The organism is Pseudomonas sp. AC242 (assembly GCF_979258655.1).
In genome coordinates, this window is the sequence record NZ_OZ409873.1 from 3,840,031 (window position 1) to 3,863,140 (window position 23,110).

At 59.2% G+C, this 23,110-nt stretch carries 18 protein-coding genes; 9 read left to right on the forward strand and 9 right to left on the reverse strand.

Annotated features, from left to right (window positions below):
* Positions 1-34: 34 nt before the first annotated feature.
* Complete coding sequence (locus tag ACZZ0A_RS17180) at positions 35-334, reverse strand: BolA family protein (protein WP_007908388.1); 300 nt, start codon at positions 332-334, stop codon at positions 35-37.
* Between the two features lie 12 nt (positions 335-346).
* On the reverse strand, positions 347-862 hold the full coding sequence (locus tag ACZZ0A_RS17185; protein WP_007908385.1) for a DUF2059 domain-containing protein: 516 nt from the start codon (positions 860-862) through the stop codon (positions 347-349).
* Between the two features lie 193 nt (positions 863-1,055).
* Here ACZZ0A_RS17185 and ACZZ0A_RS17190 point away from each other — a divergent pair, with 193 nt between their 5' ends.
* Positions 1,056-2,450, forward strand: a complete 1,395-nt coding sequence (locus ACZZ0A_RS17190) for a class II fumarate hydratase (RefSeq protein WP_007908383.1) — start codon at positions 1,056-1,058, stop codon at positions 2,448-2,450.
* A 105-nt stretch (positions 2,451-2,555) separates the two neighbouring features.
* Here ACZZ0A_RS17190 and ACZZ0A_RS17195 read toward each other — a convergent pair whose 3' ends face one another.
* Positions 2,556-3,515 carry a DMT family transporter gene (locus ACZZ0A_RS17195; protein WP_007908382.1) on the reverse strand — a complete coding sequence of 320 codons (960 nt, stop codon included), beginning with the start codon at positions 3,513-3,515 and terminating at the stop codon, positions 2,556-2,558.
* A gap of 210 nt (positions 3,516-3,725) precedes the next feature.
* On the opposite strand from ACZZ0A_RS17195, the gene ACZZ0A_RS17200 reads away from it, so the two are divergent.
* Positions 3,726-3,920, forward strand: a complete 195-nt coding sequence (locus tag ACZZ0A_RS17200) for a DUF6316 family protein (RefSeq protein WP_007908380.1) — start codon at positions 3,726-3,728, stop codon at positions 3,918-3,920.
* Positions 3,921-4,055: 135 nt separating this feature from the next.
* Here ACZZ0A_RS17200 and ACZZ0A_RS17205 read toward each other — a convergent pair whose 3' ends face one another.
* Both ACZZ0A_RS17205 and pap read right to left on the reverse strand, forming a co-directional pair.
* Positions 4,056-5,240, reverse strand: coding sequence for a thiolase family protein (locus ACZZ0A_RS17205; RefSeq protein ID WP_463543496.1), 1,185 nt, complete (start codon positions 5,238-5,240; stop codon positions 4,056-4,058).
* Positions 5,241-5,342: 102 nt separating this feature from the next.
* Positions 5,343-6,857, reverse strand: a complete 1,515-nt coding sequence (gene pap / locus ACZZ0A_RS17210) for a polyphosphate:AMP phosphotransferase (RefSeq protein ID WP_007908377.1) — start codon at positions 6,855-6,857, stop codon at positions 5,343-5,345.
* Between the two features lie 172 nt (positions 6,858-7,029).
* Here pap and mnmC point away from each other — a divergent pair, with 172 nt between their 5' ends.
* Positions 7,030-9,009 carry a bifunctional tRNA (5-methylaminomethyl-2-thiouridine)(34)-methyltransferase MnmC2/FAD-dependent 5-carboxymethylaminomethyl-2-thiouridine(34) oxidoreductase MnmC1 gene (gene mnmC, locus ACZZ0A_RS17215; RefSeq protein ID WP_463543497.1) on the forward strand — a complete coding sequence of 660 codons (1,980 nt, stop codon included), beginning with the start codon at positions 7,030-7,032 and terminating at the stop codon, positions 9,007-9,009.
* A gap of 3 nt (positions 9,010-9,012) precedes the next feature.
* On the opposite strand, the gene ACZZ0A_RS17220 is transcribed toward mnmC, so the two are convergent.
* Complete coding sequence (locus ACZZ0A_RS17220) at positions 9,013-13,827, reverse strand: NEL-type E3 ubiquitin ligase domain-containing protein (RefSeq protein WP_463543498.1); 4,815 nt, start codon at positions 13,825-13,827, stop codon at positions 9,013-9,015.
* 340 nt (positions 13,828-14,167) lie between these two features.
* Here ACZZ0A_RS17220 and ACZZ0A_RS17225 point away from each other — a divergent pair, with 340 nt between their 5' ends.
* From ACZZ0A_RS17225 to ACZZ0A_RS17245, 5 genes are all read left to right on the forward strand, one after another.
* Complete coding sequence (locus ACZZ0A_RS17225; RefSeq protein ID WP_463543499.1) at positions 14,168-15,652, forward strand: dermonecrotic toxin domain-containing protein; 1,485 nt, start codon at positions 14,168-14,170, stop codon at positions 15,650-15,652.
* A 109-nt stretch (positions 15,653-15,761) separates the two neighbouring features.
* A complete protein-coding gene (locus ACZZ0A_RS17230) occupies positions 15,762-17,534 on the forward strand; it encodes an N-acetylglutaminylglutamine amidotransferase (RefSeq protein WP_123375493.1) in 1,773 nt (590 codons plus the stop codon).
* A 3-nt stretch (positions 17,535-17,537) separates the two neighbouring features.
* The gene (ngg, locus tag ACZZ0A_RS17235; RefSeq protein WP_123375492.1) at positions 17,538-19,286 is read left to right on the forward strand and encodes an N-acetylglutaminylglutamine synthetase; all 1,749 of its coding nucleotides are present in this window, start codon (positions 17,538-17,540) and stop codon (positions 19,284-19,286) included.
* 166 nt (positions 19,287-19,452) lie between these two features.
* A complete protein-coding gene (locus tag ACZZ0A_RS17240) occupies positions 19,453-20,643 on the forward strand; it encodes an osmoprotectant NAGGN system M42 family peptidase (RefSeq protein WP_007949948.1) in 1,191 nt (396 codons plus the stop codon).
* 198 nt (positions 20,644-20,841) lie between these two features.
* Positions 20,842-21,069: a YheU family protein gene (locus ACZZ0A_RS17245; RefSeq protein WP_463543500.1), complete on the forward strand. Its 228-nt coding sequence runs from the start codon at positions 20,842-20,844 to the stop codon at positions 21,067-21,069.
* Positions 21,070-21,073: 4 nt separating this feature from the next.
* Here ACZZ0A_RS17245 and csrA read toward each other — a convergent pair whose 3' ends face one another.
* The 3 genes from csrA to ACZZ0A_RS17260 all read right to left on the reverse strand — a co-directional run bounded on the left by csrA (position 21,074) and on the right by ACZZ0A_RS17260 (position 22,606).
* On the reverse strand, positions 21,074-21,259 hold the full coding sequence (gene csrA / locus ACZZ0A_RS17250) for a carbon storage regulator CsrA (RefSeq protein WP_007908359.1): 186 nt from the start codon (positions 21,257-21,259) through the stop codon (positions 21,074-21,076).
* A 135-nt stretch (positions 21,260-21,394) separates the two neighbouring features.
* Positions 21,395-21,727: a YnfA family protein gene (locus ACZZ0A_RS17255; protein ID WP_123375491.1), complete on the reverse strand. Its 333-nt coding sequence runs from the start codon at positions 21,725-21,727 to the stop codon at positions 21,395-21,397.
* 63 nt (positions 21,728-21,790) lie between these two features.
* On the reverse strand, positions 21,791-22,606 hold the full coding sequence (locus ACZZ0A_RS17260; RefSeq protein ID WP_007908355.1) for an SDR family oxidoreductase: 816 nt from the start codon (positions 22,604-22,606) through the stop codon (positions 21,791-21,793).
* Positions 22,607-22,929: 323 nt separating this feature from the next.
* Here ACZZ0A_RS17260 and ACZZ0A_RS17265 point away from each other — a divergent pair, with 323 nt between their 5' ends.
* On the forward strand, positions 22,930-23,088 hold the full coding sequence (locus tag ACZZ0A_RS17265) for a DUF3309 family protein (RefSeq protein ID WP_169432680.1): 159 nt from the start codon (positions 22,930-22,932) through the stop codon (positions 23,086-23,088).
* Positions 23,089-23,110: the final 22 nt, after the last annotated feature.

A 23,110-nucleotide genomic window follows, 5' to 3' on the forward strand; every position in this document is an offset into this window, starting at 1 on the left:
CGGCGCGTTGCGGATTCTAGCAAAAAACCGAAGCTTAATGCTTGCTGCCGCCAGCACAGGTCGGCGATGCCGGAGCGGCGCCGATCTCTGCCCATTCCTGCGGGGTGTAGGTGTGCAGCGCCAACGCATGGAACTCGCCCATCAGCTCGCCAAGCGTGCCGTAGACTTTCTGGTGGCGCTTGACCCGGTTCAGGCCGTCGAACTGCGCGCTGACCACCACGGCCTTGAAGTGCGTCTGTAACCCGCGACTGTGCATGTGGCTTTCATCCAGCACTTGCAGGTGCTCAGGCTGAAGCAGGGCCAGCGTCGATTCGATGCGTTGTTGCATGGTCATCACGAACTCCGCTTACTTCTTCTTGGCCGCAGGCGCTGCCGGGGTCAGCTCTTTGGTCATGTCGTCGAGCAGCTTGTTGACGACCGGTACGGCGCTTTCCAGTTTGGCCTGGGTCATCTGGGCCGATTGCTGAGTCAGCTGCGGCATTTTTTCCAGGACTTTCTTGCCCAGTGGCGACTGGTAGAACGCGACCAGGTCTTTCAGCTCGGATTCGCTGAAGTTGCTGGTGTAGAGCTTGACCATGTCAGGCTTGAGCTTGTTCCAGCCGATGGCCTGGTCGAGCGCGGCGTTGGCCTTGGCCTGGTAGGTTTCCAGTACGGCTTTCTTGGCTTCCGGGGCTTTGGTCTGTTCGAAACGCTGAGCGAACATTTGCTGCACTTGCATGTACACCGGAGTGCCCAGCTTGTCAGCGTGCGCCAGGGTCAGGAAAGCTTCAGCACTGGCGTTGTGGCTGGCGGTATCGGCAAGCACCTGGCCGCTGGCGCAAACCAGTGCAACCGCGGTGCAGATGGCACGAAGACGAGTCATCGAGTTTCCTTTTCAGCTAGGCGAGGTAAAACCCCAAGGGCGACCATTCTGCGCCTAAAAAACCTCGTCGCTCAACCCCCGAGCCTTGCCGCGCTTGATTGGCGGGGTTTTACCGGTCAACAATCGGATCGAGGGAACCACCTGGGCCCGACCGGGCCTAAACTGCGCAAACAGACCAACAGGAGTGTGCACGATGAGCCGTATCGAAACCGACAGCCTGGGCCAGATCGAAGTCCCGGACGACGCCTACTGGGGTGCTCAGACGCAACGCTCGCTGATCAACTTCGCCATTGGTCAGGAACGCATGCCGCTGCCGGTATTGCACGCCCTGGCCCTGATCAAGAAAGCCGCGGCCCGGGTCAACGACCGCAACGGCGACCTGCCCGCCGACATCGCCCGCCTGATCGAACAGGCCGCTGACGAAGTGCTCGACGGCCAGCACGACGACCAGTTTCCACTAGTGGTCTGGCAGACCGGTAGCGGCACGCAGAGCAACATGAACGTCAACGAAGTGATCGCCGGTCGCGCCAACGAACTGGCCGGCAACCCGCGCGGCGGCAAGACGCCGGTGCACCCCAACGATCACGTCAACCGCTCGCAAAGCTCCAACGACTGCTTCCCTACCGCCATGAGCATCGCCACCGCGCAAGCGGTGCAGGAACAACTGCTGCCGGCGATTGCCGAGTTGTCCGGCGGCCTCGCCGAACTGGCCGCGCGGCACATGAAACTGGTGAAGACCGGACGTACGCACATGATGGATGCGACGCCGATCACCTTCGGTCAGGAGTTGTCCGGGTTCATCGCGCAGCTGGATTACGCCGAACGCGCAATCCGCGCGGCACTGCCGGCGGTGTGTGAACTGGCCCAGGGTGGCACCGCGGTCGGTACCGGGCTGAATTCGCCACACGGTTTTGGTGAGGCGATTGCCGCCGAACTGGCGGCGCTCTCAGGCCTGCCCTTCGTCACTGCGCCGAACAAGTTTGCCGCCCTCGCCGGCCACGAACCGCTCACCAGCCTCTCCGGCGCGCTGAAAACCCTCGCCGTGGCGCTGATGAAAATCGCCAATGACCTGCGTCTGCTTGGCTCCGGGCCACGCGCAGGGTTTGCCGAAGTGCGGCTGCCGGCGAACGAGCCGGGCAGTTCGATCATGCCCGGCAAGGTCAACCCGACCCAATGCGAAGCGCTGTCGATGCTCGCTTGTCAGGTGCTGGGCAATGACGTGACCATCGGCATTGCCGCCAGTCAGGGTCACTTGCAGTTGAACGTGTTCAAACCGGTGATCATCCACAACCTGCTGCAATCGATTCGCTTGCTGGCCGACGGTTGCAGCAACTTCCAGCAGCACTGCATTGCCGGGCTGGAGCCGGATGCCGAAGTCATGGCACGACATCTGGAGCGTGGGCTGATGCTGGTGACCGCACTGAATCCGCATATCGGTTATGACAAGTCGGCGGAGATCGCCAAGAAGGCCTACAGCGAAGGGCTGACCTTGCGTGAGGCGGCGTTGGCGCTGGGGTATCTCACCGATGAAGAGTTTGATGCGTGGGTGCGGCCGGAGAATATGATCGAGGCTGGCGCCAAGGGCTGAGATTTGTAGCGTTTCTTAGTAAGTCATCGCGAGCAGGCTCACTCCTAAATTGGAACGCATTCCCCCTGTAGGAGTGAGCCTGCTCGCGAATGGCAGCGGCGCGGTTTAACTGGCGGCCATCTTCATCCGCCGCGCCTTCAAACCGGCGATCAACGACGGCCCCAACGCCACCAGCGCCGAACCCAGCACCACCAGCACCGCCCCGCCATAGCCGAGCGCATTGATCTGCTCAGCATGTACGTACTCGGGCCAGATCCCGGCCGCAATCGCCACCGCACCAAACGTTACCAACGGCGTAATCGCCAACGTCGCACTGACCCGCGACGCCTCCCAATGCGCCAACGCTTCAGCGAACGCGCCATAGGCAATCAGCGTGTTCATGCAGCACGCCAGCAGCAGCCAGCCCTGCAAGGGATTCAGGTTCAGCGCCTCGAGCGGGTGCACCCACGGTGTCAGCAACAGCGCGCAGAACAGGTAGATCACCATCATCACCTGCAACGAATTCCACACCGTCAGCAATTGCTTCTGGCCCAGCGCGTAGAAGGTCCACACCGTCGACGCCAACAGCACCAGCAAAACCCCAGCGGTGTAATCCGACAGTGAGGTCAGCAGTTCGGCCAGCCGCTGATTGAAGAACAGCACAAAACCGATCAACAACACCGCCAGACCAATCCCCTGGCCAATACTAAAGCGTTCCTTGAACACAAACAGGCTGGCGATCAGCAACATGATCGGGCCCATCTGCACCACCAGTTGCGCGGTACCGGGGCTGAGCAGATTGAGGCCCATCAGGTACAGCACATAGTTGCCAACCAGCCCGAGCACCGCCATCAACACCAGCCAGCCACCCTTGGGCCCGAGCACTTTGCGGCTGGGCAGGCGTTTTACCGCCGCCAGATAGATGAACAGACAGCCGCCGGACACCAGCAGGCGAAACCAGGTCACCGTCACCGGGTCCATCACCAGTAATACCTGTTTGAGTTTGATCGGCAGGATGCCCCACAAAAACGCAGTCAGCAGTGCCAGGAACAAGCCGTAGACCCAGCGACCGGATGATATGTGCATGGAAACCCCAAAGCCTGCTGACAAGTGCGCTCATTCTAGGCGTGCCACCGGGCGCGACACAGGGACAGTTGCGGTCAGGACGCGAATGAAACTGTGCAGGTCGCAGCAGTAAATTGACGCGCCGCCGTTGATCGGCTGAGCGGGCGCGCCAAGTGCTTCAGGCATAAGCTCATTGGATCCCTTTCAGCACATCAGCCGAGGAGACCGATCATGTTAGGAATGCGCGCGCAGGACAGCGCCCCCGCCATGCGCTTTCGCAGCGAGCGGTTGTGCCGGGTCAATGGCGAACTTTTTTTCAGCACTCGGGAAAATACCCTTGAGGGGCCGTTTGAGAGTGCCAAGAAGGCTGAGCTGGAGATAAAAGCCTATATCGCGCGGATGCAGCTGCAGGATTCCAACCGCTAAGTGGTGGTGATCCAATCGCTGGCAAGCCAGCTCCCACAGGATCGGTGGCGTACACAGATTTTGCGAACGCTCCGAAACCTGTGGGAGCTGGCTTGCCAGCGATAGCAATGGAACAGACAACAAAAATGTTCTGGCTTAACGCACCGCCTCAAACAACCCCGTCGCCCCCATCCCGCCGCCCACGCACATGGTCACGATGCCGTAACGCAAATTCCGCCGCTGCAACTCACGCACCAGATGCCCGACCTGCCGCGATCCGGTCATGCCAAACGGGTGACCAATGGAAATCGAGCCGCCATTGACGTTGTACTTGTCGTTATCGATCTCCAGCCGATCACGGCTGTACAGGCACTGCGAAGCGAACGCCTCGTTCAGCTCCCACAGATCGATATCCGCCACTTGCAGGCCCTTGGCCTTGAGCAGTTTCGGCACCGAGAACACCGGGCCAATGCCCATCTCGTCCGGCTCGCAGCCGGCCACGGTGAAGCCACGGAAAAACGCTTTCGGCTTGAGGCCCAGCTGCAACGCTTTCTCAAGGCTCATCACCAGCGTCATCGACGCACCGTCAGACAGTTGCGACGAGTTGCCCGCCGTCACCGAACCGTCCTCGGCGAATACCGGTTTCAGTCCAGCGAGGCTTTCATAGGTGGTGTCCGGACGGTTGCAGTCGTCGCGGTCGACCACGCCATCGAGAATCTGCACCTCACCGGTGTTCTTGTCCTCGACACGATACTTGACCGCCATCGGCACGATTTCATCGTTGAACAGCCCTGCGGCCTGCGCTGCCGCAGTGCGAACCTGACTTTGCAGCGAATATCGATCCTGCGCTTCACGACTGACGCCATAACGTCGCGCGACCACTTCGGCGGTCTGGCCCATCGTGTAATAGATGCCCGGCGACTGTTGCTTGAGCAGCGGGTTGATCAAGTGATCAGTGTTGACGCTTTTCATCGTCAGGCTGATCGACTCGACGCCGCCGGCAACGATGATGTCGCTGCAACCCGAGGCAATCTGGTTGGCGGCAATGGCGATAGCCTGCAAGCCTGACGAGCAGAAACGGTTGAGGGTCATGCCGGCGGTGCCGTTGCCCAAGCGCGACAGCACCGCGACATTACGGCCGATGTTGTAACCCTGCGCACCTTCGTTGGAGCCCGCACCAACGATGCAATCCTCGACGCTCGCCGGGTCGATATCGTTGCGCTCAAGCAGGGCGTTGACGCAATGAGCCGCCATGTCATCGGGACGGGTCTGGTTGAACTTGCCGCGAAAGGATTTGGCCAGGCCAGTCCGCACGCTGTCGACGATCACCACTTCACGCATGGCATACCTCATTGTTGTGGTCAGTTGAGAGTGGACCGAGCATAAGTCCACTGCATCAACGACCGCGACAATCATTCACCCCGCGTATGCGCGTCTATCGGCTCAATCCTTGTGTTTCTTTGCGCGCTTGTCGGATTTCTCGAAGGCGTCTTCCAGCGCGCGGTTGATCGTGCGCAACACTTTGACCCTGGCCCAGCGTTTGTCATTGGCTTCGACCAGCGTCCATGGCGAGATCTCCGAACTGGTGCGGTCGACCATATCGCCCACGGCGGCCCGGTAGGCGTCCCATTTGTCGCGATTGCGCCAGTCGTCTTCGGTGATCTTGAAACGCTTGAACGGGATCTCTTCGCGCTCCTGGAACCGCTCCATCTGCGTGTCCTTGTCGATGGCCAGCCAGAACTTCACAACGATCACGCCGGCATCGGCCAGTTGCTCTTCGAAATCGTTGATCTCGCCATAGGCGCGCAGCCAGTCGGCTGGCGTGCAAAAGCCTTCGACCCGCTCGACCAAGACCCGGCCGTACCAGGAGCGGTCGAACACGGTGAACTTGCCGCGCGCCGGAATGTGCCGCCAGAAGCGCCACAAGTACGGCTGCGCCCGCTCCTCTTCGGTCGGTGCGGCAATCGGCACGATGTTGTACTGGCGCGGATCGAGCGCCGCCGCGACCCGACGGATCGCCCCGCCCTTGCCTGCCGCGTCGTTGCCTTCGAATACCGCGATCAGCGCGTGGCGGCGCATGCGTTTGTCGCGCATCAGCCCGGACAATCGCGCCTGCTCGGTGATCAGTTGTTCTTCGTAGTCTTTCTTCTCCAGGCGCTGGGTCAGGTCGAGGCTGTCGAGCAGGTTCAACTGATCGACCGGCGTACCCAGCGGCGCGGCGCTGACATCGTGGGGATGTACGTCCGGACGCTTCAGCGCATTTTGCAAACCCTCGAGGAGAATCTTGCCGACCGCCAGGCTGCGGTAGTTGGCGTCGACGCCTTCGATCACATGCCACGGCGCGTAATCACGGCTGGTACGGCGCAGCACGCGCTCGCCGTACTTGACGAACTTGTCGTAGGTTTCCGACTGCTGCCAGTCCAGCGGGCTGATGCGCCAGCTGTGCAACGGGTCATCGGCCAGCGCCTTGAGCCGCGCTTTCATCTGTTTCTTGGACAAGTGAAACCAGAATTTGAAGATCAGCGCGCCTTCATCGCAGAGCATCTTTTCCAGGCGCTCGGCACCGGCGATCGCCTGATCCAGACGCGGATCCTTGAACAAGCCATGCACCCGCCCCTGGAGCATCTGGCTGTACCAATTGCCGAAAAAAATCCCCATGCGGCCCTTGGCCGGGAGCATCCGCCAGTAACGCCAGGCCGGTGGCCGGGACAACTCTTCATCGGTCTGTTGATCGAAAGTACGCACTTCGATCAGGCGCGGGTCCATCCACTCGTTGAGCAACTTGACCGTCTCGCCCTTGCCCGCACCTTCGATACCGTTGATCAAGATGATCACCGGAAAACGCTTCTGCTGTTGCAGTTCGAACTGGGCTTCGAGCAAGGCTTCACGCAATGCCGGGACGGCCGCCTCATAGGTGTCTTTGTCGATGGCGTGACCGATTTCAGCGGATTCAAACATGGGACGGCTCCTTCCAGGATTCAGCAAGACTAGCGGATTGGGCACAGCAACGGCGCAGAAATTCCCGCAGGTCGCGGATTGTCCGCGAGTCGTCGGGCGCAAGCCTTGCCATGGATCAAGCAGCGCCTGCGCGATCGGCTAGAATGGCCGCCTTGTCGTTGCCGAGCCTGCCATGAAACCTGTATTGCCCCACGCCCAACTCGACTGGGATGACCAGGGACGCCCGCGTTCGCGGGTGTTCGATGACGTGTATTTTTCCGACAAATCAGGTCTGGAAGAAACCCGTTATGTGTTCCTCGAACAGAATCGCCTGGCCGAGCGTTTTGCCGCACTGCCGGCAACTGGTCGTCTGGTTATTGGTGAAACCGGTTTTGGCACCGGGCTGAATTTTCTCTGCGCCTGGCAGTTGTTCGAGCAACACGCCGTGGCCGGTGCGCGACTGCATTTTGTCAGCGTCGAAAAATACCCGTTGAGCCCCGCCGACCTCAAGCGTGCCTTGGCACTCTGGCCGGAACTCAAATCGTTGGCCGATCAGTTGCTGCGCCATTACGTGGCAATCCATGCCGGCTTTCAGCGCATCACCCTGGCCAACGGCCGCGTGACGCTGACGCTGTTGATCGGCGATGCACTGGAGCAACTGCCGCAGCTCGACGCACAGATCGACGCGTGGTTTCTCGACGGTTTCGCCCCGGCGAAAAACCCCGACATGTGGACCGCCGAACTGTTTGTCGAACTGGCGCGACTGGCAGCGCCCGGTTCGACCATCAGCACCTTCACCAGCACCGGCTGGGTACGGCGTTTGCTCAATGCCGCCGGGTTCAAAATGAAGCGCACGCCGGGCATCGGCCACAAGTGGGAAATCCTCCGTGGCGAATTCCTCGGCTGGCCGGCAGAGGTGACGCCGCCGGCGCCGGAAAAACCCTGGTTTGCTCGCCCTGCGCCGATCACCAGTGACCGTCGAGCACTGGTGATCGGCGCCGGTCTCGCCGGATGTGCCACGGCGTCCAGCCTGGCCGCACGCGGCTGGCAGGTGACGTTGCTCGAACGCCATGCAGCCGTGGCGCAGGAAGCCTCGGGCAATCCGCAGGGCGTGCTGTACCTGAAGTTGTCCGCCCACGGCACGGCGCTGTCGCAGCTGATCGTCAGCGGTTTCGGTTACACCCGGCGCCTGCTGGAAACCCTGCAACGCGGCACTGACTGGGACGATTGTGGCGTGCTGCAACTGGCGTTCAATACCAAGGAAGCCGAGCGTCACGCGCAGTTGGCTGAAGCCTTCCCGGAAGACCTGTTGCAGTGGCTGGATCAACCCGAGGCGCAGGCCCGTGCCGGGGTCGGAGTAGCCCACGGCGGCTTGTACTATGCCGAAGGGGGTTGGGTGCATCCGCCGGCGCTGTGTCAGGCGCAAGCGGCGCAGCCGAACATCGAACTGCTCAGCCATTGCGAAGCGCTGCAACTGCGCAAGGTCGATGATCAATGGCAGGCGCTGGACGGTGAGCGTTTGCTCGCCAGCGCACCGGTCGTGGTGCTGGCCGGTGCCGCCGAGATCCAACGCTTTGCCCAGAGTGCCGAGTTGCCGCTCAAGCGCATTCGCGGGCAGATCACCCGTCTCGCCGAAACCGCAGCCAGTCAGACACTGGCCACCGTGGTCTGTGCCGAAGGCTACGTCGCTCCTGCCCGCTTGGGCGAACACACCCTCGGCGCCAGTTTCGATTTCAACAGCGATGATCTGACACCGACCACCGCCGAACACCAAGGCAATCTGGCGATGCTTGCAGAGATTTCCTCTGACCTTGTCGCACGCCTGAAAATCAGCGAACAGCCTGTCGAAAACCTGCAGGGCCGCGCAGCCTTTCGCTGCACCAGCCCTGACTATTTACCGATGGTCGGTCCCCTCGCCGACCGCAAAGCGTTTCTTGACGCTTATGCGCTGCTGAGCAAGGACGCCCGTCAGATTCCGGACATCGCCTGTCCGTGGCTCGACGGCCTGTACATCAATAGTGGCCACGGCTCGCGAGGACTGATCACCGCGCCGCTGTCGGGCGAGCTGCTGGCTGCCTGGCTGGACGATGAGCCGCTGCCCGTACCAAGAAGCGTCGCCGAAGCCTGTCATCCCAACCGTTTCGCGTTGCGCAAGCTGATTCGCGGCAAGTAGTACTTATCCGTCAGCCAGGGTGCAGATGCCCAGATCCGCGTCGCGCAGCGCATCGGTGGTCAGACGCGTCATGACCTCGTCCATGGCGTTTTGGCGCTCGACCTTGAGGACGCCGGACTGGCTAACGTAATCGACACTGGACATCGTGTCTTTCTTCGCGTCCAAGGCAGTCATGCGCTGGTCGTACATATCTCGGACAGAGGAAAACTGATGCGCAAGTGTGCGCTCCAGATAGTCTCTCCAGAATGTCCGCTCACTCATGAACTGCAGCCATTTGGGCGAGAGTTCCGCCGTGGCGACCTGGTTTTTCGCGACGTCCAGATCGGCTGCGGTGACCCCGCCCAGTGTGCCAAAAAGCATATTGCGCGGCTGGCCGGGCAACTCCAGTGTCTCGGCCAGGCCGATGCGATAGGCGAGGTTTACCTCCAGTGGATCCACCTTCGGGACCTTGGCGGCATGCGCCCGAGCAATTTCATTCAATTGTTCCAACCGGAACAGGCCACGTCCCAGCTCAAGCAACGGCTTGCCACTGGCGATCCGGTTTCCGGCCAGCCGGGTCACCCGATCGACCTCCACGGCGACCTCCAGATAACTGAAGTTCATTGCCGCACTGTCGGTGCAATTGATCGGGGTGGCGGCCAGACTCAGTATCTGATCACACAGCGCTGTATCGGCTTCGGCTGCTTCCAGCACGGCCCAGACTCGCCGCTGCATGTCCTTGTTGACCTTTTCCGAATCGGCGGTATCACCCAGCTCAGCGAGCAGATGGAACAGGCTCTCGGCGCGTGGATCATCCTTGAATGCGTTCCAGATCCGTTCACGCCCGGTCCCCGTCTCAGCCGTTTTATCAGCAAGCCAAAGCGAGCGTGCCTGTTGCTCGTTCATTCGAGCGATGTCGTTTTCCAGATACCCCATGCCGATACCGAAATTATCGCGATAATTCTCCAGGTGCGTTTTGCTCGGATCGGCCAAGGGATTGAGTCCCAGGTCCAGCGCCTGGCTGAAACTTCGCGGTGTCTTGAACAACCAGTCAGGCAGGTTCTTGATCTTGTTGCTGCGCAAGTCCACCCAGTCCAGATACAGCAGATACTCAAGTCCCTTGGGGATTTCCGTGAGGCCGGTGTCTTGCAGTAACAGACGACGCAGATTGAACATCTGTCTGACATCCGGTGTGGCATTCAGCGGATTTTCGTTGAGGTTCAGGTGATGCAGCGAGCGCAAACCGCTGAGTTTGGCCAGCGTATACTCGGTCAGCTGGAGCTTGTTGCCCGCCAGACACAAGCGAGTGATATCGGGCATATGCGACAGCACCTCAGGGAGGCGGGTAATGGCATTGCGGTCGAGCTCGAGCGTCTCAAGCTTTTTGAATGACTTGAGGAAGTACGCGACATCATCATCCAGTGCCATGTCATTCATGAACAGTTTCTGGATGTGGTCAAAGCTGATCCCCGGGGGCAGCGTCGGCAGTTTTCCGACCCGCATGCCATCAAAATTCAGGACCCCCACCCATTTCCCGTTTTCATTGGTGACGGAGTAATACCGGCGGAATCCGTTTTCGATCAGCTCGGCCATGGTTTTGCGGCTGTGCCGCACTTCCGCCAGATCCCCTCCGAGTTTGTTCATTGCGCCAGTATCCTCACTCCAGAGGAACAGCGCTTCACGCAAGCTTTGCAGATCCTGGCGCAAGGCATTGACCCGTGTCGCACGAGTCAACTGATCGTCTCCCAGGCCATCGATGAACTCACTGGCCTGCGTTTCACTCAAGCGCGGAAAGAGTTTGCGCACTTTGCGCAGCAACGCCGGTGGATGTTGCACCGCAGGCGGCTGATCACCCTGATTACAGACTGGTTCGACAACCTGCGGCTCAGGCTTGCCATTGACCAGCGTGCGCGCCGTGGCCTCGCGCTCATCCAGTGCAGCGTTGAGCAACTGGCTGCGCAGCTTTGCCGCGCTGGCCTGCTTCGGGTCTGCAAAGCCAATGGCTGTTCGCTGGCGTCGCGGCAGGGCCTTGAGGATGGCTTCGTACAGCGCGTCAGGGCCGAATGCCACTTTTCCCAAGGTTTTGCCGTCGCCGCCAAAAGCCTCATACCCATCAGCCGACTTCACCAGCGAGCACGTATCGGCGGGGAGCGCCGAGGTGTCGCCAACGGCTTGCAGAATCGGCCCGCTGAGCGTTTTGTCGCGCAGTTCCAGACGCAGTCGGGAATCCCAGCCGCTCAGACGAGGCAACAACTGAATCGCCAGCCTGTCGGTGTCGGCGTTGGCGAGCCTCGACCAATGAAACCCCGCCAGTGCGCGATCCAGTCGCACTTTGCCAATACCATCGCTGACCTCCTGCCCCAGCCGCAGCGGTACTCGACCGGTTTTACGCAGATGCAGGCGCTGCACACTCGACGCGCGCTCGATGAGTGCTTTCGCATAACGCGCCGGGATATCGGGAAAAACACGGCGCAGCTTCAGAACATCATCGACGTCACTTTTATCGTAGCGTTGGTACATACGCTCGAAAGCCGCGCGATGATCCGCCTGCAAAACCGCACCGAGTTTCTTTGCCAGCGTCGACTCTTCAACACTTTGCGCGACTTTGCCGCCGAGCAAAGTGTCCACCTCTTTCTGATACAGGCCATCGACTACGGATTGCAGCAACTGGCCCTGCGCCAGTTGTTTTTCGCTGACCATCACCGCCAGCGATTCGTCGAGCACTTTGGTTTGCGGATAGGTCGCCGTCACTGTGCCTTCTGCGTCGGTCACCTCAATGTAGCGGTCGGTCGGCCAACCGGACATTTTCGGCAAGGCGTGCAATTGCGCTTCAACAGGCTGGCCGGAATGGGTTTCGCCGTTCTGCAGTTCGCGGGTCAATTGCCGCAACTGACGCACGACGCGCGCGCGCTCCACGGTTTCGCGCAGCCGCACAGGCAAATTCAGATTGTCAGTAAAGGCCTGATGCAAGGTTTCTGGCGAGGTGTCGCTGAGTCGCCGCATCATGTCCAGGTCGGTATCCACGAATTCGCTCAATTGCGGATCGATACGTTTGAGCGTGTACGCGGAACTGCCCCACTCTTGCGGTTCTTCAGCAGGCAGCCGCCAGCCACCTTCGACGTGCCGGACAAGCTCCGGCACATAAGCTTGCGCGCGTTCGGCATGTTCCAGGCGCCAGACTTTCGCGGCGGAATCATAAGGTCCGGCGAAGAACCGATGATCGACGCGAGCCATGGTTTTCGCACCGATCTGATAAAACTCCTCGGAACTCGGCGCGACCGTCAATCCCGTCGGCAGGAAATGCTCATAGCGCGAAAGGTCAGGTTTCCACAGGCGCGGCTGGCCAGCGTGATTGATAATGGCGGTGAATTCACCGAAGAACGCCGGGTGTGACTGCAGCAGTTTCTTACCCAGCGCTCCCAAGGCTTTTTGTCCCCCGGCAAAGGCAACCGTCAGCGCAATGTTTTCCACGACGCTCAACAGATGCGACAGGGCTTTCTGATGATCACCGCGGCGCCAATCCTCGACCCCTTCGTAAACTTCACTGAGCAACTGCCCGACTGCAACGCCCATCATCAATTGCCCGAGCACCGGCACGACGAACCCCGCCACGGACGCAACGGTCACACCCAACTGAAGAAAATCCAGCAAGCGTTTCCGGCGGACATCCTCATCGATATCAGCGGTCGGCACCGCCAGTTTGCGCGCGTCGAGCTGAAGCTTGCCGACATGGCTTTGCAGCATGAACTCAAAGAGTGGCACGGCGATCGGCAATTGCTTGATGTGGCCCAGATCCGCGCTGTCAGCGAGTGATTTGAAAAAATCGGCCTTGTCGTCTTCATCAATGCTGTTGGCGAAATAATCCTTGTAACTTTTAACCTTCAACTGCTGCGTCAGGTACTGCTTGAACGCGGTAAAACTGCTGTATTCGTACAGTGGTCGCTCGGGCTCACCCGCCATGTACACCAGGCACCACTCATCGGGGTACAACTCCACCGAACGGGCAGAAAACACCACCACACCCCAGACGCAACTGTCGAAAATTTCAATGCCTTGCATGATCAGCGTTCGGTTGCCATAGAGCAGTGTTTGCGCCGACACCACGCCATCGAAGTCGATCAGCTTCTGCAGCATTTGCTGACCGGACAAGGTGATATGGCTTTTAAGAGCGGCCTGGTGCATGTCGAATTGCAACAGCAGCTTTTTCATTTTGGCGATATCAGCGGTCATGGTGCTGGTGGCGATCACCTTGTCATCGCTGTCGCGCAAGCCGAACACCAGCTGGAAATGCTCCTGATAGCGCTTGCCCAAATCCAGCTCTCGGCAAAAAGCGGCAAACGTGGCCGGGGTCAGCCCGGTGACACCGTCTGGGGCACTGTGCACTCGAATAAAACTGCCTTGCGGAAAGCTCTCAGCCGCCTCGTCTTCGCTGAAGTTCTGCATCGCCGCTTGCAACAGCGGCGTTGTAGCGTGCGGGAACGTCTGAATACCGTTCTCGTCGGTAGAGGTCGCAGGGCAACCGCAATCAACGCCCGGCAGACTCAGAAAGTCTTTCTCGACATCAAAAACCACCGACCATTTGCGACTCAAGGCATCGCTCAGTTCACTGATGCAGAACGTCTGCAAGGGCTTCAATGCGAGCAGATCCGCCGCCACGGTCGCCTGAATCTGGTGCAGATCACGGCTTGTCTGATCAAGGGCTGACAAAGCGGCCACCGTCGCTTTCAATAAATGCGCCGGTAGGCTTTCTTGCAGAGTCTGGGCGGTATCGAGATCCTCTGTGGCATCGAGCAATGTGCTGAGGATTGTTTTTTGTGAAAGCTTTGCTTCGGTTGACATCGGCAATAGTCCTTTATTGCGAAGTGGAGGTTTGAACATATCGGAATCGAAGAACAATTAACAATCCAAGACCTGATGTTCCTGCACGCATAAAACCACAACAACCCTCATCAATAACATAGATATCTACCACCACTTTTCCGGTAACTTCAGGATGCCCGAGTGCCATCTCCCCTGCAAATACCGCACACACACTCAGACCTTTCCGTGGCGATAGATATGTATATATTTCAATCAAAATACCGCTGACTTCATGGCTCAAGCGATCAAATAAACACGTTATTTTTTTTCGTTTCGACGGCCTAGGATCAAGTCTCTTCTTCAACACGAGATTTCCAACATGATTATCCAGACGCAACAACAAGCAAGCGTTTTGACCCATGAAGCCACGCTGAAAAAACTGCTCAATGTAATGGGCAACCGGGACAAGGCAACCGTCGTTGCCCGATTCATCAGTGACGGATTGCTCAAAGCCGACCCGGTCAGACTTGACGGATTCCGTGCATTGTTCGATGAGGCGCTGCCCTACCAGTACTACATTGATCAATTGCTGGGCAAACTGGAAACGCTGGAGGATCTCTGCAAGCGAAAGCTGCGACAGGCGCTGCAGCAACAGTATGGAGGACGATTCAGTATCAACGACAGCATCAAGCTCAAACCCGCGACAGCCGTGGACGATGGCTCCCACACCTACACCTTGTTGCAGGCAGCGATGCTGAATTTTACGCAACAGGAAGCGGCTGCCGGTTACTTCTCGGACGACAGCGAGACCTTAACCAAAGTCGACGAAGAAGCGCCCGACGGCTCAACGCCTACTCAGATAACCGCACAAGCGTTTGCGCTGTTGAGTCGCCAGCTTGATCTCGGGGGCGAATACAAGAAACACATATCCAGAACGTTCAGAGTCTCAAGTCTCGAATTGATCAGCCTGCGAATGCATAAAACAAACATGAAGCTCGCCGCCTACGGAAAATATTTCAGCAAACCGAACTTCCCTCTTTCTCGGCTTGTCACCCTGTTGAACCTCGCCAAAGGCAACGAAGACATTGTTTATGGTGACCTGTTCAACAACTCCAGAATCAAGTTGTATTCGATACAACTATTTGGCAAATACATGACAGATGCCGTATTGATAACCTGTCGCCAGACCGATCAATCGACGAAAGACAGCTACTACGTTTACATTCCCAATGATGCTGGCGACAGCTTTTACCAGGACGACAGTGAAGACCAGTGCAGGTATCGCCTGGCCGTCAACTTCGTTGCAAGTAAAGAACTGCAAGAACTGTTCATTTCGCAATTGACCCACCGCGAACAAAGTGACTTCCGGACATTGAACCTGGAAAGCCTTTCGTTCCTGGAAGACATCGCGTTCATCCCGCTGGAGACAGGCCTGTACAAACATCTTTTCGATCGCCATCTCGATAAGTTGACAGCAGATGCCGGGGAACTCGCGGTGGCGGTTGCCAATGTCAACGAGGCCGCCTACGCCAATCGCCCGGAGAATCAGGCGTCACTTATAGGCGCAGCCCATCTCAACAGCCCGAACGAGGACTTCAACAGGCGCTTGCGTATTTATGCCACGGATGAATTGCTGGCCCTCGTTTTCGCCAGCCTCGATCGTTGGACCGCCATCGAAAAACACGATGCGCTGTCTCGACTGGTGGATCTGAAAAAACGCCTGACCACAACAGACTCCGCGAAGCCCGGTGCCCCCATAAACAGCGAAATGGCGGACGACTACTTCGGGCAGTTTGAGGCGCAGAAACATTTGCGCGAACAACCGGGCACTCTGCTGCACAAGCTGGAACCTGTTGCCTTATAACTTATCGTTCTAAAACTCCACTTACCGGGGCGGGTCAGTTTCTGAGTACCCGCTCTTCTGGCGAGGTACGGCTTGACCCCTCCCCAACGGAAAAACCGGTAAGGACTTTATGTGCGGATTAGCTGGCGAGTTACGCTTTGATCAACAACCTGCAGACCTTGCAGCGATCGAGAGAATCACCCATCACCTGGCCCCTCGCGGCCCCGACGCGTGGGGCTTCCATGCCCAAGGGCCGATTGCCCTGGGCCACCGTCGCCTGAAAATCATGGACCTGTCGGACGGCTCGGCACAGCCGATGATCGACAGTCAACTTGGCCTTTCCCTGGCCTTCAACGGTGCGATCTACAACTTCCCCGAGCTGCGCGCCGAACTCGAAGCGCTGGGTTACGCGTTCTATTCCGGTGGCGACACCGAAGTGTTGCTCAAGGGCTACCACGCTTGGGGCGAAGCGCTGCTGCCCAAGCTCAACGGGATGTTCGCCTTCGCCATTTGGGAACGCGACGCCAAACGCCTGTTCATCGCCCGCGACCGTCTCGGCGTGAAGCCGTTGTACCTGTCGCGCACCGGCCAGCGCCTGCGTTTTGCATCGGCCTTGCCGGCGTTGCTCAAGGGCGGCGACATCAACCCGATTCTCGATCCGGTGGCGCTCAATCACTATCTGAATTTCCATGCCGTGGTCCCGGCGCCGCGCACCTTGCTGGCCGGCATCGAAAAGCTGCCGCCAGCGACCTGGATGCGCGTTGAAGCCGACGGCAGCACCGAGCAGAAAACCTGGTGGACCCTGCCCTACGGCCCACACGACGACGAAAAAAATCTGACGCTGGAAGACTGGGTCGACCGCGTCCTCGACAGCACCCGCGAAGCGGTGGCGATTCGTCAACGTGCCGCTGTGGATGTCGGTGTGCTGCTGTCCGGCGGTGTCGACTCGAGCATGCTCGTCGGCCTGTTGCGTGAAGTCGGCGTCGAGAACCTCTCGACGTTCTCCATCGGTTTCCAGGATGCCGGCGGCGAACGCGGTGACGAGTTTCAGTATTCCGATCTGATTGCCAAGCACTACGGCACTCAGCATCACCAATTGCGTATCGACGAGAAAGAAATCATCGAGCAATTGCCCGCCGCGTTCCGCGCGATGAGCGAACCGATGGTCAGTCATGACTGCATCGCTTTCTATCTGCTGTCGCGTGAAGTGGCCAAGCACTGCAAGGTTGTGCAGAGCGGCCAGGGCGCAGACGAATTGTTCGCCGGTTATCACTGGTACCCGCAAGTCGACGGCGCTGCCGATCCTTACGCGGCTTATCGCAACGCGTTTTTCGACCGCAGCTACGACGACTACGCCGCCACCGTGCAACCGCAGTGGCTGACTGCGCATGACGCGGCCGGTGACTTCGTCAAAGAGCATTTCGCCCAGCCCGGCGCCGAGGCGGCGGTCGACAAAGCCCTGCGTCTGGACAGCACGGTGATGCTGGTCGACGATCCGGTCAAACGCGTCGACAACATGACCATGGCCTGGGGCCTGGAAGCGCGTACGCCGTTTCTCGACTACCGACTGGTCGAACTCTCGGCCCGCGTACCCGGCAAATTCAAGCTGCCCGATGGCGGCAAACAAGTGCTCAAAGAAGCGGCGCGCCGAGTCATCCCAAGTGAAGTAATCGATCGCAAAAAAGGCTACTTCCCGGTGCCCGGCCTCAAGCACTTGCAGGGCGATACGCTGAACTGGGTGCGCGAACTGCTGCTTGATCCGAGTCAGGATCGCGGCCTGTTCAACCCGGCCATGCTCGACAAATTGCTGACCGATCCGCAAGGCCAACTGACGCCGTTACGCGGTTCGAAGCTGTGGCAACTGGCGGCCCTGAACCTGTGGCTCAGTGAACAAGGAATCTGATTGATGAAACCCCACGCCACGGCCATCAACCAACGGCTGATACGCGGTCAGACACCGTCCTATGAACGCTTGCAGGCACGTCTGGCCGAAGACGGCAGCACGCTGGCCGCCGAGCCGATTGCGCTGCATTGCGGCTGGGGCCGGTTGCTGATCGGCCACACGTTTCCCGACCCGGCATCACTGGCGCAGGAACTGCTGAAAGAGCAGCCCGGCGAGCGCGACATTGCCTTGTATGTCGCCGCGCCGCAGCAGATTCTTGGCCTGGAACCGACGCAACTGTTTCTCGACCCGTCGGACACCTTGCGCCTGTGGTTCAGCGATTACCGCCAGGCCACCCGAGTGTTTCGCGGCTTTCGTATTCGCCGCGCGCAAAGTGAAGCGGACTGGCAGGCGATCAATCAGTTGTACCAGGCGCGCGGCATGTTGCCGATCGATGCCACGCGGCTGACTCCGCATCATCAGGGCGGCCCGGTGTACTGGCTGGCCGAGGACGAAGACAGCGGCGCGGTGATCGGCAGCGTCATGGGCCTGAACCATCAAAAAGCCTTCAACGACCCGGAAAACGGCAGCAGCCTGTGGTGCCTGGCGGTTGATCCGCAGTGCTCGCGCCCGGGTGTCGGCGAAGTGCTGGTGCGGCATCTGATCGAACACTTCATGAGTCGCGGCCTGAGTTATCTGGATCTGTCGGTGTTGCACGACAACCGGCAGGCGAAAAACCTCTACGCCAAGCTCGGTTTTCGCAATCTGTCGACCTTCGCCATCAAGCGCAAGAACGGCATCAATCAGCCGCTGTTTCTCGGCCCGGGGCCGGAGGCGCAGTTCAATCCGTATGCGCGGATCATCGTTGAAGAAGCCCATCGGCGCGGCATCGACGTGCAAGTGGACGACGCCGATGCCGGCCTGTTCACCCTCAGCCATGGCGGGCGCCGGGTGCGTTGCCGTGAATCGTTGAGCGACCTGACGAGCGCGATCAGCATGAGTTTGTGTCAGGACAAAAGCCTCACGCACAAAGTGCTCAAAGGCGCCGGGTTGAACCTGCCCTCGCAGCAATTGGCGGGCAATGCCGACGACAATCTGGCCTTCCTCGACGAGCATCAACGGGTGGTGGTCAAGCCGCTCGACGGAGAACAAGGTCAAGGCGTGGCGGTGGATTTGCAAAGCATCGAAGAGGTGCAGCAAGCCATCGAAACGGCGAAGCAGTTTGATAGCCGCGTGCTGCTGGAAAGCTTCCATGAAGGCCTTGATCTGCGGATTCTGGTGATTGGCTTTGAAGTGGTGGCAGCGGCGATTCGCAAGCCTGCCGAAGTGGTAGGCGATGGTCAGCATTCGGTGGGCGCGTTGATCGAGGCGCAGAGTCGGCGTCGGCAAGCGGCCACCAGCGGTGAGAGCAAGATCCCGCTGGACCACGAGACCCAGCGCACCTTGCATGCCGCGGGTTATGACTACAGCAGCATTTTGCCGGCCGGTGAGCATTTGTTTGTGCGGCGTACGGCGAATCTGCACACCGGCGGCACGCTGGAAGATGTCACGGCGATTCTGCACCCGACGCTGGTCGATGCGGCAGTACGGGCGGCACGGGCGCTGGATATTCCGATGGTCGGCCTCGATCTGATGGTGCCGGCGGCGGATCAGCCCGAGTACGTGTTTATCGAGGCCAACGAGCGCGCCGGGCTGGCCAACCATGAGCCGCAGCCGACGGCGGAGCGGTTTGTCGATTTGTTGTTTCCGCACAGTCAGCCGGTTGTCTCTTGATTCTCTAGTGACTGAACCGACGCCATCGCTGGCAAGCCAGCTCCCACAAGTTTTGCGGTACACACAAAAACTGTGGGAGCTGGCTTGCCAGCGATGAGGCCCTATCAAGCAACACAAAACTTTCCTCATCGAAACCATCGGTGTGCTCAACCCATCAGGAGTTTCCATGACCACGCAAATCCCCGAACCGGATCTCAACTACCTGCAAAAAGTACTGCTGGAAATGCTCGCCATTCCCAGCCCTACCGGGTTTACCGACACCATCGTGCGCTATGTCGCCGAGCGTCTGGAAGAACTCGGCATTCCGTTCGAAATGACCCGGCGCGGCACCATTCGCGCCACGCTCAAAGGCAAGAAGAATAGCCCCGATCGCGCCGTCTCGGCGCACCTCGACACCATCGGCGCGGCGGTCCGCGCGATCAAAGATAACGGGCGTCTGACCCTCGCCCCGGTCGGCTGCTGGTCGAGCCGTTTTGCCGAGGGCAGCCGTGTCAGCCTGTTCACCGACAACGGCGTGATTCGCGGCAGTGTGTTGCCGCTGATGGCCTCCGGGCACGCGTTCAACACCGCCGTGGACGAGATGCCGATCAGTTGGGATCACGTTGAACTGCGCCTGGACGCTTACTGTGCGACCAAGGCCGATTGCGACTCACTGGGCATCAGCATCGGTGACGTGGTCGCCTTCGATCCGCTGCCGGAATTCACCGAAAGCGGCCATATCAGCGCCCGTCACCTCGATGACAAGGCCGGGGTTGCAGCGCTGCTGGCGGCACTCAAAGCCATCGTCGACAGCGGCCAGGAACTGATGATCGACTGCCATCCGCTGTTTACCATCACCGAAGAGACTGGCAGCGGCGCGGCAGCGGCATTGCCGTGGGACGTCAGCGAATTCGTCGGCATCGACATCGCACCGGTCGCTCCGGGGCAGCACTCCAGCGAGCATGCGGTGAGTGTGGCGATGCAGGATTCCGGCGGGCCGTACGACTATCACCTGTCGCGACATTTGCTGAAATTGGCCAGCGAGAACGAGTTGCCGGTGCGCCGCGACCTGTTCCGCTATTACTTCAGCGATGCGCATTCGGCGGTGACTGCAGGCCACGACATCCGCACTGCCCTGCTCGCGTTTGGTTGCGATGCGACCCATGGTTATGAGCGTACGCACATCGACAGCCTGGCGGCGCTGAGTCGTTTGCTGGGGGCTTACATCTTGAGTCCGCCGGTGTTTGCCAGTGATGCAGCGCCGGCGAATGCTTCGCTGGATCGCTTCAGTCATCAGATTGAACATGACACGCAAATGGAGAGCGATACGCGGGTGCCGTCGGTGGACAGTCTGGTGGGGCAGCGTTCCGATACTTGATCCGGCTTTGTGATGACAGGACTGGCCCCATCGCTGGCAAGCCAGCTCCCACAGGTATCGGAGGTGTACACAAATTTGTGTTGCCCCAATTACTGTGGGAGCTGGCTTGCCAGCGATGAGGTCGGCATAGGCAACACAAAACTGGCAGGCAAACCGCAATCGCCGTAGCATCCCGCCATTGATTCAGCCGAGGTGCCCATGCTCATTCCCCACGACCAACTTGAAGTCGACACCCTCACCCGCCTCATCGAAGATTTCGTCACCCGCGACGGCACCGACAACGGCGATGACACGCCGCTGGAAACCCGTGTGCTGCGCGTGCGTCAGGCCTTGAACAAAGGCCAGGCGCTGATCGTCTTCGACCCGGAAAGCGAGCAATGTCAGTTGATGCTCAAACACGATGTGCCCAAGCATCTGTTCGATTGAATGCCTAGCGGAGCTTTTCGGTGGCCTGCTTGCGCTTGATCCGGTCATAGACCTCCGCGCGGTGCACATTGACCTTTTGCGGGGCCTCGACGCCAAAGCGCACGCTGGAGCCGTTCACCGACAGCACGCGCAGGGAAATGTCGTCGCCGATTGAAATCAACTCACCAACAACACGGCTGAGTACAAGCATGAGATTCGTCCTTCAGGGTTAGCGAACCCTGAAGATGCGCGGCTTGCCGCGGCTCTACAATGCATGGCGGGCAAATCAGTTTTGCCTTACAGCCATGCTCGCATCAAGCCGTCAGACGTTTCCGACAAATACCCCTCACGCCGCAGAAAATCGCGGCCCGAACAGAATCACGCTAGCGCCGATCACGCACAGCGCCACGCCGATCCAGTCCGAACTCAAAGGACGCACCCGCTCGACCACCATCAGCCAGCCAATCGACGCGACGATGTAGATCCCGCCATACGCGGCATAGGCACGCCCCGCGTAGTTAGCTTCAACGCGGGTCAGCAGCAGTGCGAACAGGGTCAGACTGAGCAGCGCAGGAATCACCCAAAACGCACTTTTGCCTTGGCGCAGCCACATGAAGAAGGCGAAGCAACCGGCGATTTCAAACAGCGCCGCGAGGAAGAACCACAAGTAATTGAGCATTGATGCGTCTCGACAGGGTGACCATTGCGGCCACCCTAACGACGCGGTCTGCTACGGGCAAGCTCAGCCGTTGTTCTGTTTGGCTTTGGCGCGCATTTTTTCCGCCATGGAGGTCATTTCGTTATAGAGCAGTTGCGGGTTCTTCTGCTTGAGCGCCCAAGCCATCCGGCCTTGTTCGTGGGGCAGAATCATGAACTCGCCGGCGGCCACTTGCTGATAGATGTAATCGGCGATGTCCGCCGCGCTGATCGGCGAACTTTCCAGCAACTTGCCGACCTGCGCTTTCATCGCCGGGGTGGGACCACGGAACGAGTCCAGCAAGTTGGTCTGGAAGAACGACGGACACACCACGTGCACGCCTACTTCCTGTTGCGCCAGCTCGATCAGCAAGCTTTCCGACAACGCCACCACCCCGGCCTTGGCCACGTTGTAGTTGCTCATGGCCGGGCCTTGCATCAATGCCGCCATCGAGGCGATGTTGATAATCTTGCCTTTGCTTTGCTCCAGCAGCGGCAGGAACGCCTTGCAGCCCTTGACCACGCCCATCAGGTTGATCGCGATCTGCCAGTCCCAGTCTTCCAGCGACAGCTCGCTGAAGAAACCGCCCGAGGCAACACCGGCGTTGTTGACGATGATGTCGATGCCGCCGAGCTTCTCTTCGCAGGCCTGGGCGAACGCGGTGAGCTGGCTGTAATCACGCACATCGCAGCGCTGAATGAACCCGTCGCCACCGGCCTCGCGGACCATTTTCAGGGTTTCCTGCAGGCCGGGTTCGCTGACATCGGACAAGGCCAGTTGCCAGCCTTCACGCGCCCAGCGCAGCGCGATTTCGCGACCCAGGCCCGAGCCCGCACCAGTGATCATCATGCGATTTTGCATAGCAAACAGCCTTGTTGTTCCGGGGAAGATGCGCCGAGTGTAGCGAAGGATCGGCGCGCGCCCACGCTCCATCAAGTTGCTGAATGCAAGATCAAAAGATCGCAGCCTTCGGCAGCTCCTACATCGAACTCCTGTAGGAGCTGCCGAAGGCTGCGATCTTTTGATCTTGTGCTTCAAAGGAAATAAACAAGCAATCCAAATACATTAAAAAAACATTGAATTTTCTTTCACGCGCACCGGTCGGAATTTGTAAGCCGTCTGGAATTACTTAGTCTCCAGTCGCCCTTGAATACCAAGACTTCTCGAACACTATCAACAAGGAAATCGACATGGGCACAATTCTTATCATTATCCTGATCCTGTTGCTGATCGGTGGTCTGCCGGTCTTCCCGCACTCCAGAAGTTGGGGTTACGGTCCATCGGGGATTATCGGCGTGGTGTTGGTGGTGCTGTTGGTGCTGCTGTTACTCGGTCGGATATAACGATGTAACCGGCAAAAAAAAG

Bases quoted from the DNA above. Each gene is read 5' to 3' on its own strand.
- ACZZ0A_RS17180 (WP_007908388.1), bottom strand. From the start codon at position 334: ATGACCATGCAACAACGCATCGAATCGACGCTGGCCCTGCTTCAGCCT.
- ACZZ0A_RS17185 (WP_007908385.1), bottom strand. From the start codon at position 862: ATGACTCGTCTTCGTGCCATCTGCACCGCGGTTGCACTGGTTTGCGCC.
- ACZZ0A_RS17190 (WP_007908383.1), top strand. From the start codon at position 1,056: ATGAGCCGTATCGAAACCGACAGCCTGGGCCAGATCGAAGTCCCGGAC.
- ACZZ0A_RS17195 (WP_007908382.1), bottom strand. From the start codon at position 3,515: ATGCACATATCATCCGGTCGCTGGGTCTACGGCTTGTTCCTGGCACTG.
- ACZZ0A_RS17200 (WP_007908380.1), top strand. From the start codon at position 3,726: ATGTTAGGAATGCGCGCGCAGGACAGCGCCCCCGCCATGCGCTTTCGC.
- ACZZ0A_RS17205 (WP_463543496.1), bottom strand. From the start codon at position 5,240: ATGCGTGAAGTGGTGATCGTCGACAGCGTGCGGACTGGCCTGGCCAAA.
- pap (WP_007908377.1), bottom strand. From the start codon at position 6,857: ATGTTTGAATCCGCTGAAATCGGTCACGCCATCGACAAAGACACCTAT.
- mnmC (WP_463543497.1), top strand. From the start codon at position 7,030: ATGAAACCTGTATTGCCCCACGCCCAACTCGACTGGGATGACCAGGGA.
- ACZZ0A_RS17220 (WP_463543498.1), bottom strand. From the start codon at position 13,827: ATGTCAACCGAAGCAAAGCTTTCACAAAAAACAATCCTCAGCACATTG.
- ACZZ0A_RS17225 (WP_463543499.1), top strand. From the start codon at position 14,168: ATGATTATCCAGACGCAACAACAAGCAAGCGTTTTGACCCATGAAGCC.
- ACZZ0A_RS17230 (WP_123375493.1), top strand. From the start codon at position 15,762: ATGTGCGGATTAGCTGGCGAGTTACGCTTTGATCAACAACCTGCAGAC.
- ngg (WP_123375492.1), top strand. From the start codon at position 17,538: ATGAAACCCCACGCCACGGCCATCAACCAACGGCTGATACGCGGTCAG.
- ACZZ0A_RS17240 (WP_007949948.1), top strand. From the start codon at position 19,453: ATGACCACGCAAATCCCCGAACCGGATCTCAACTACCTGCAAAAAGTA.
- ACZZ0A_RS17245 (WP_463543500.1), top strand. From the start codon at position 20,842: ATGCTCATTCCCCACGACCAACTTGAAGTCGACACCCTCACCCGCCTC.
- csrA (WP_007908359.1), bottom strand. From the start codon at position 21,259: ATGCTTGTACTCAGCCGTGTTGTTGGTGAGTTGATTTCAATCGGCGAC.
- ACZZ0A_RS17255 (WP_123375491.1), bottom strand. From the start codon at position 21,727: ATGCTCAATTACTTGTGGTTCTTCCTCGCGGCGCTGTTTGAAATCGCC.
- ACZZ0A_RS17260 (WP_007908355.1), bottom strand. From the start codon at position 22,606: ATGCAAAATCGCATGATGATCACTGGTGCGGGCTCGGGCCTGGGTCGC.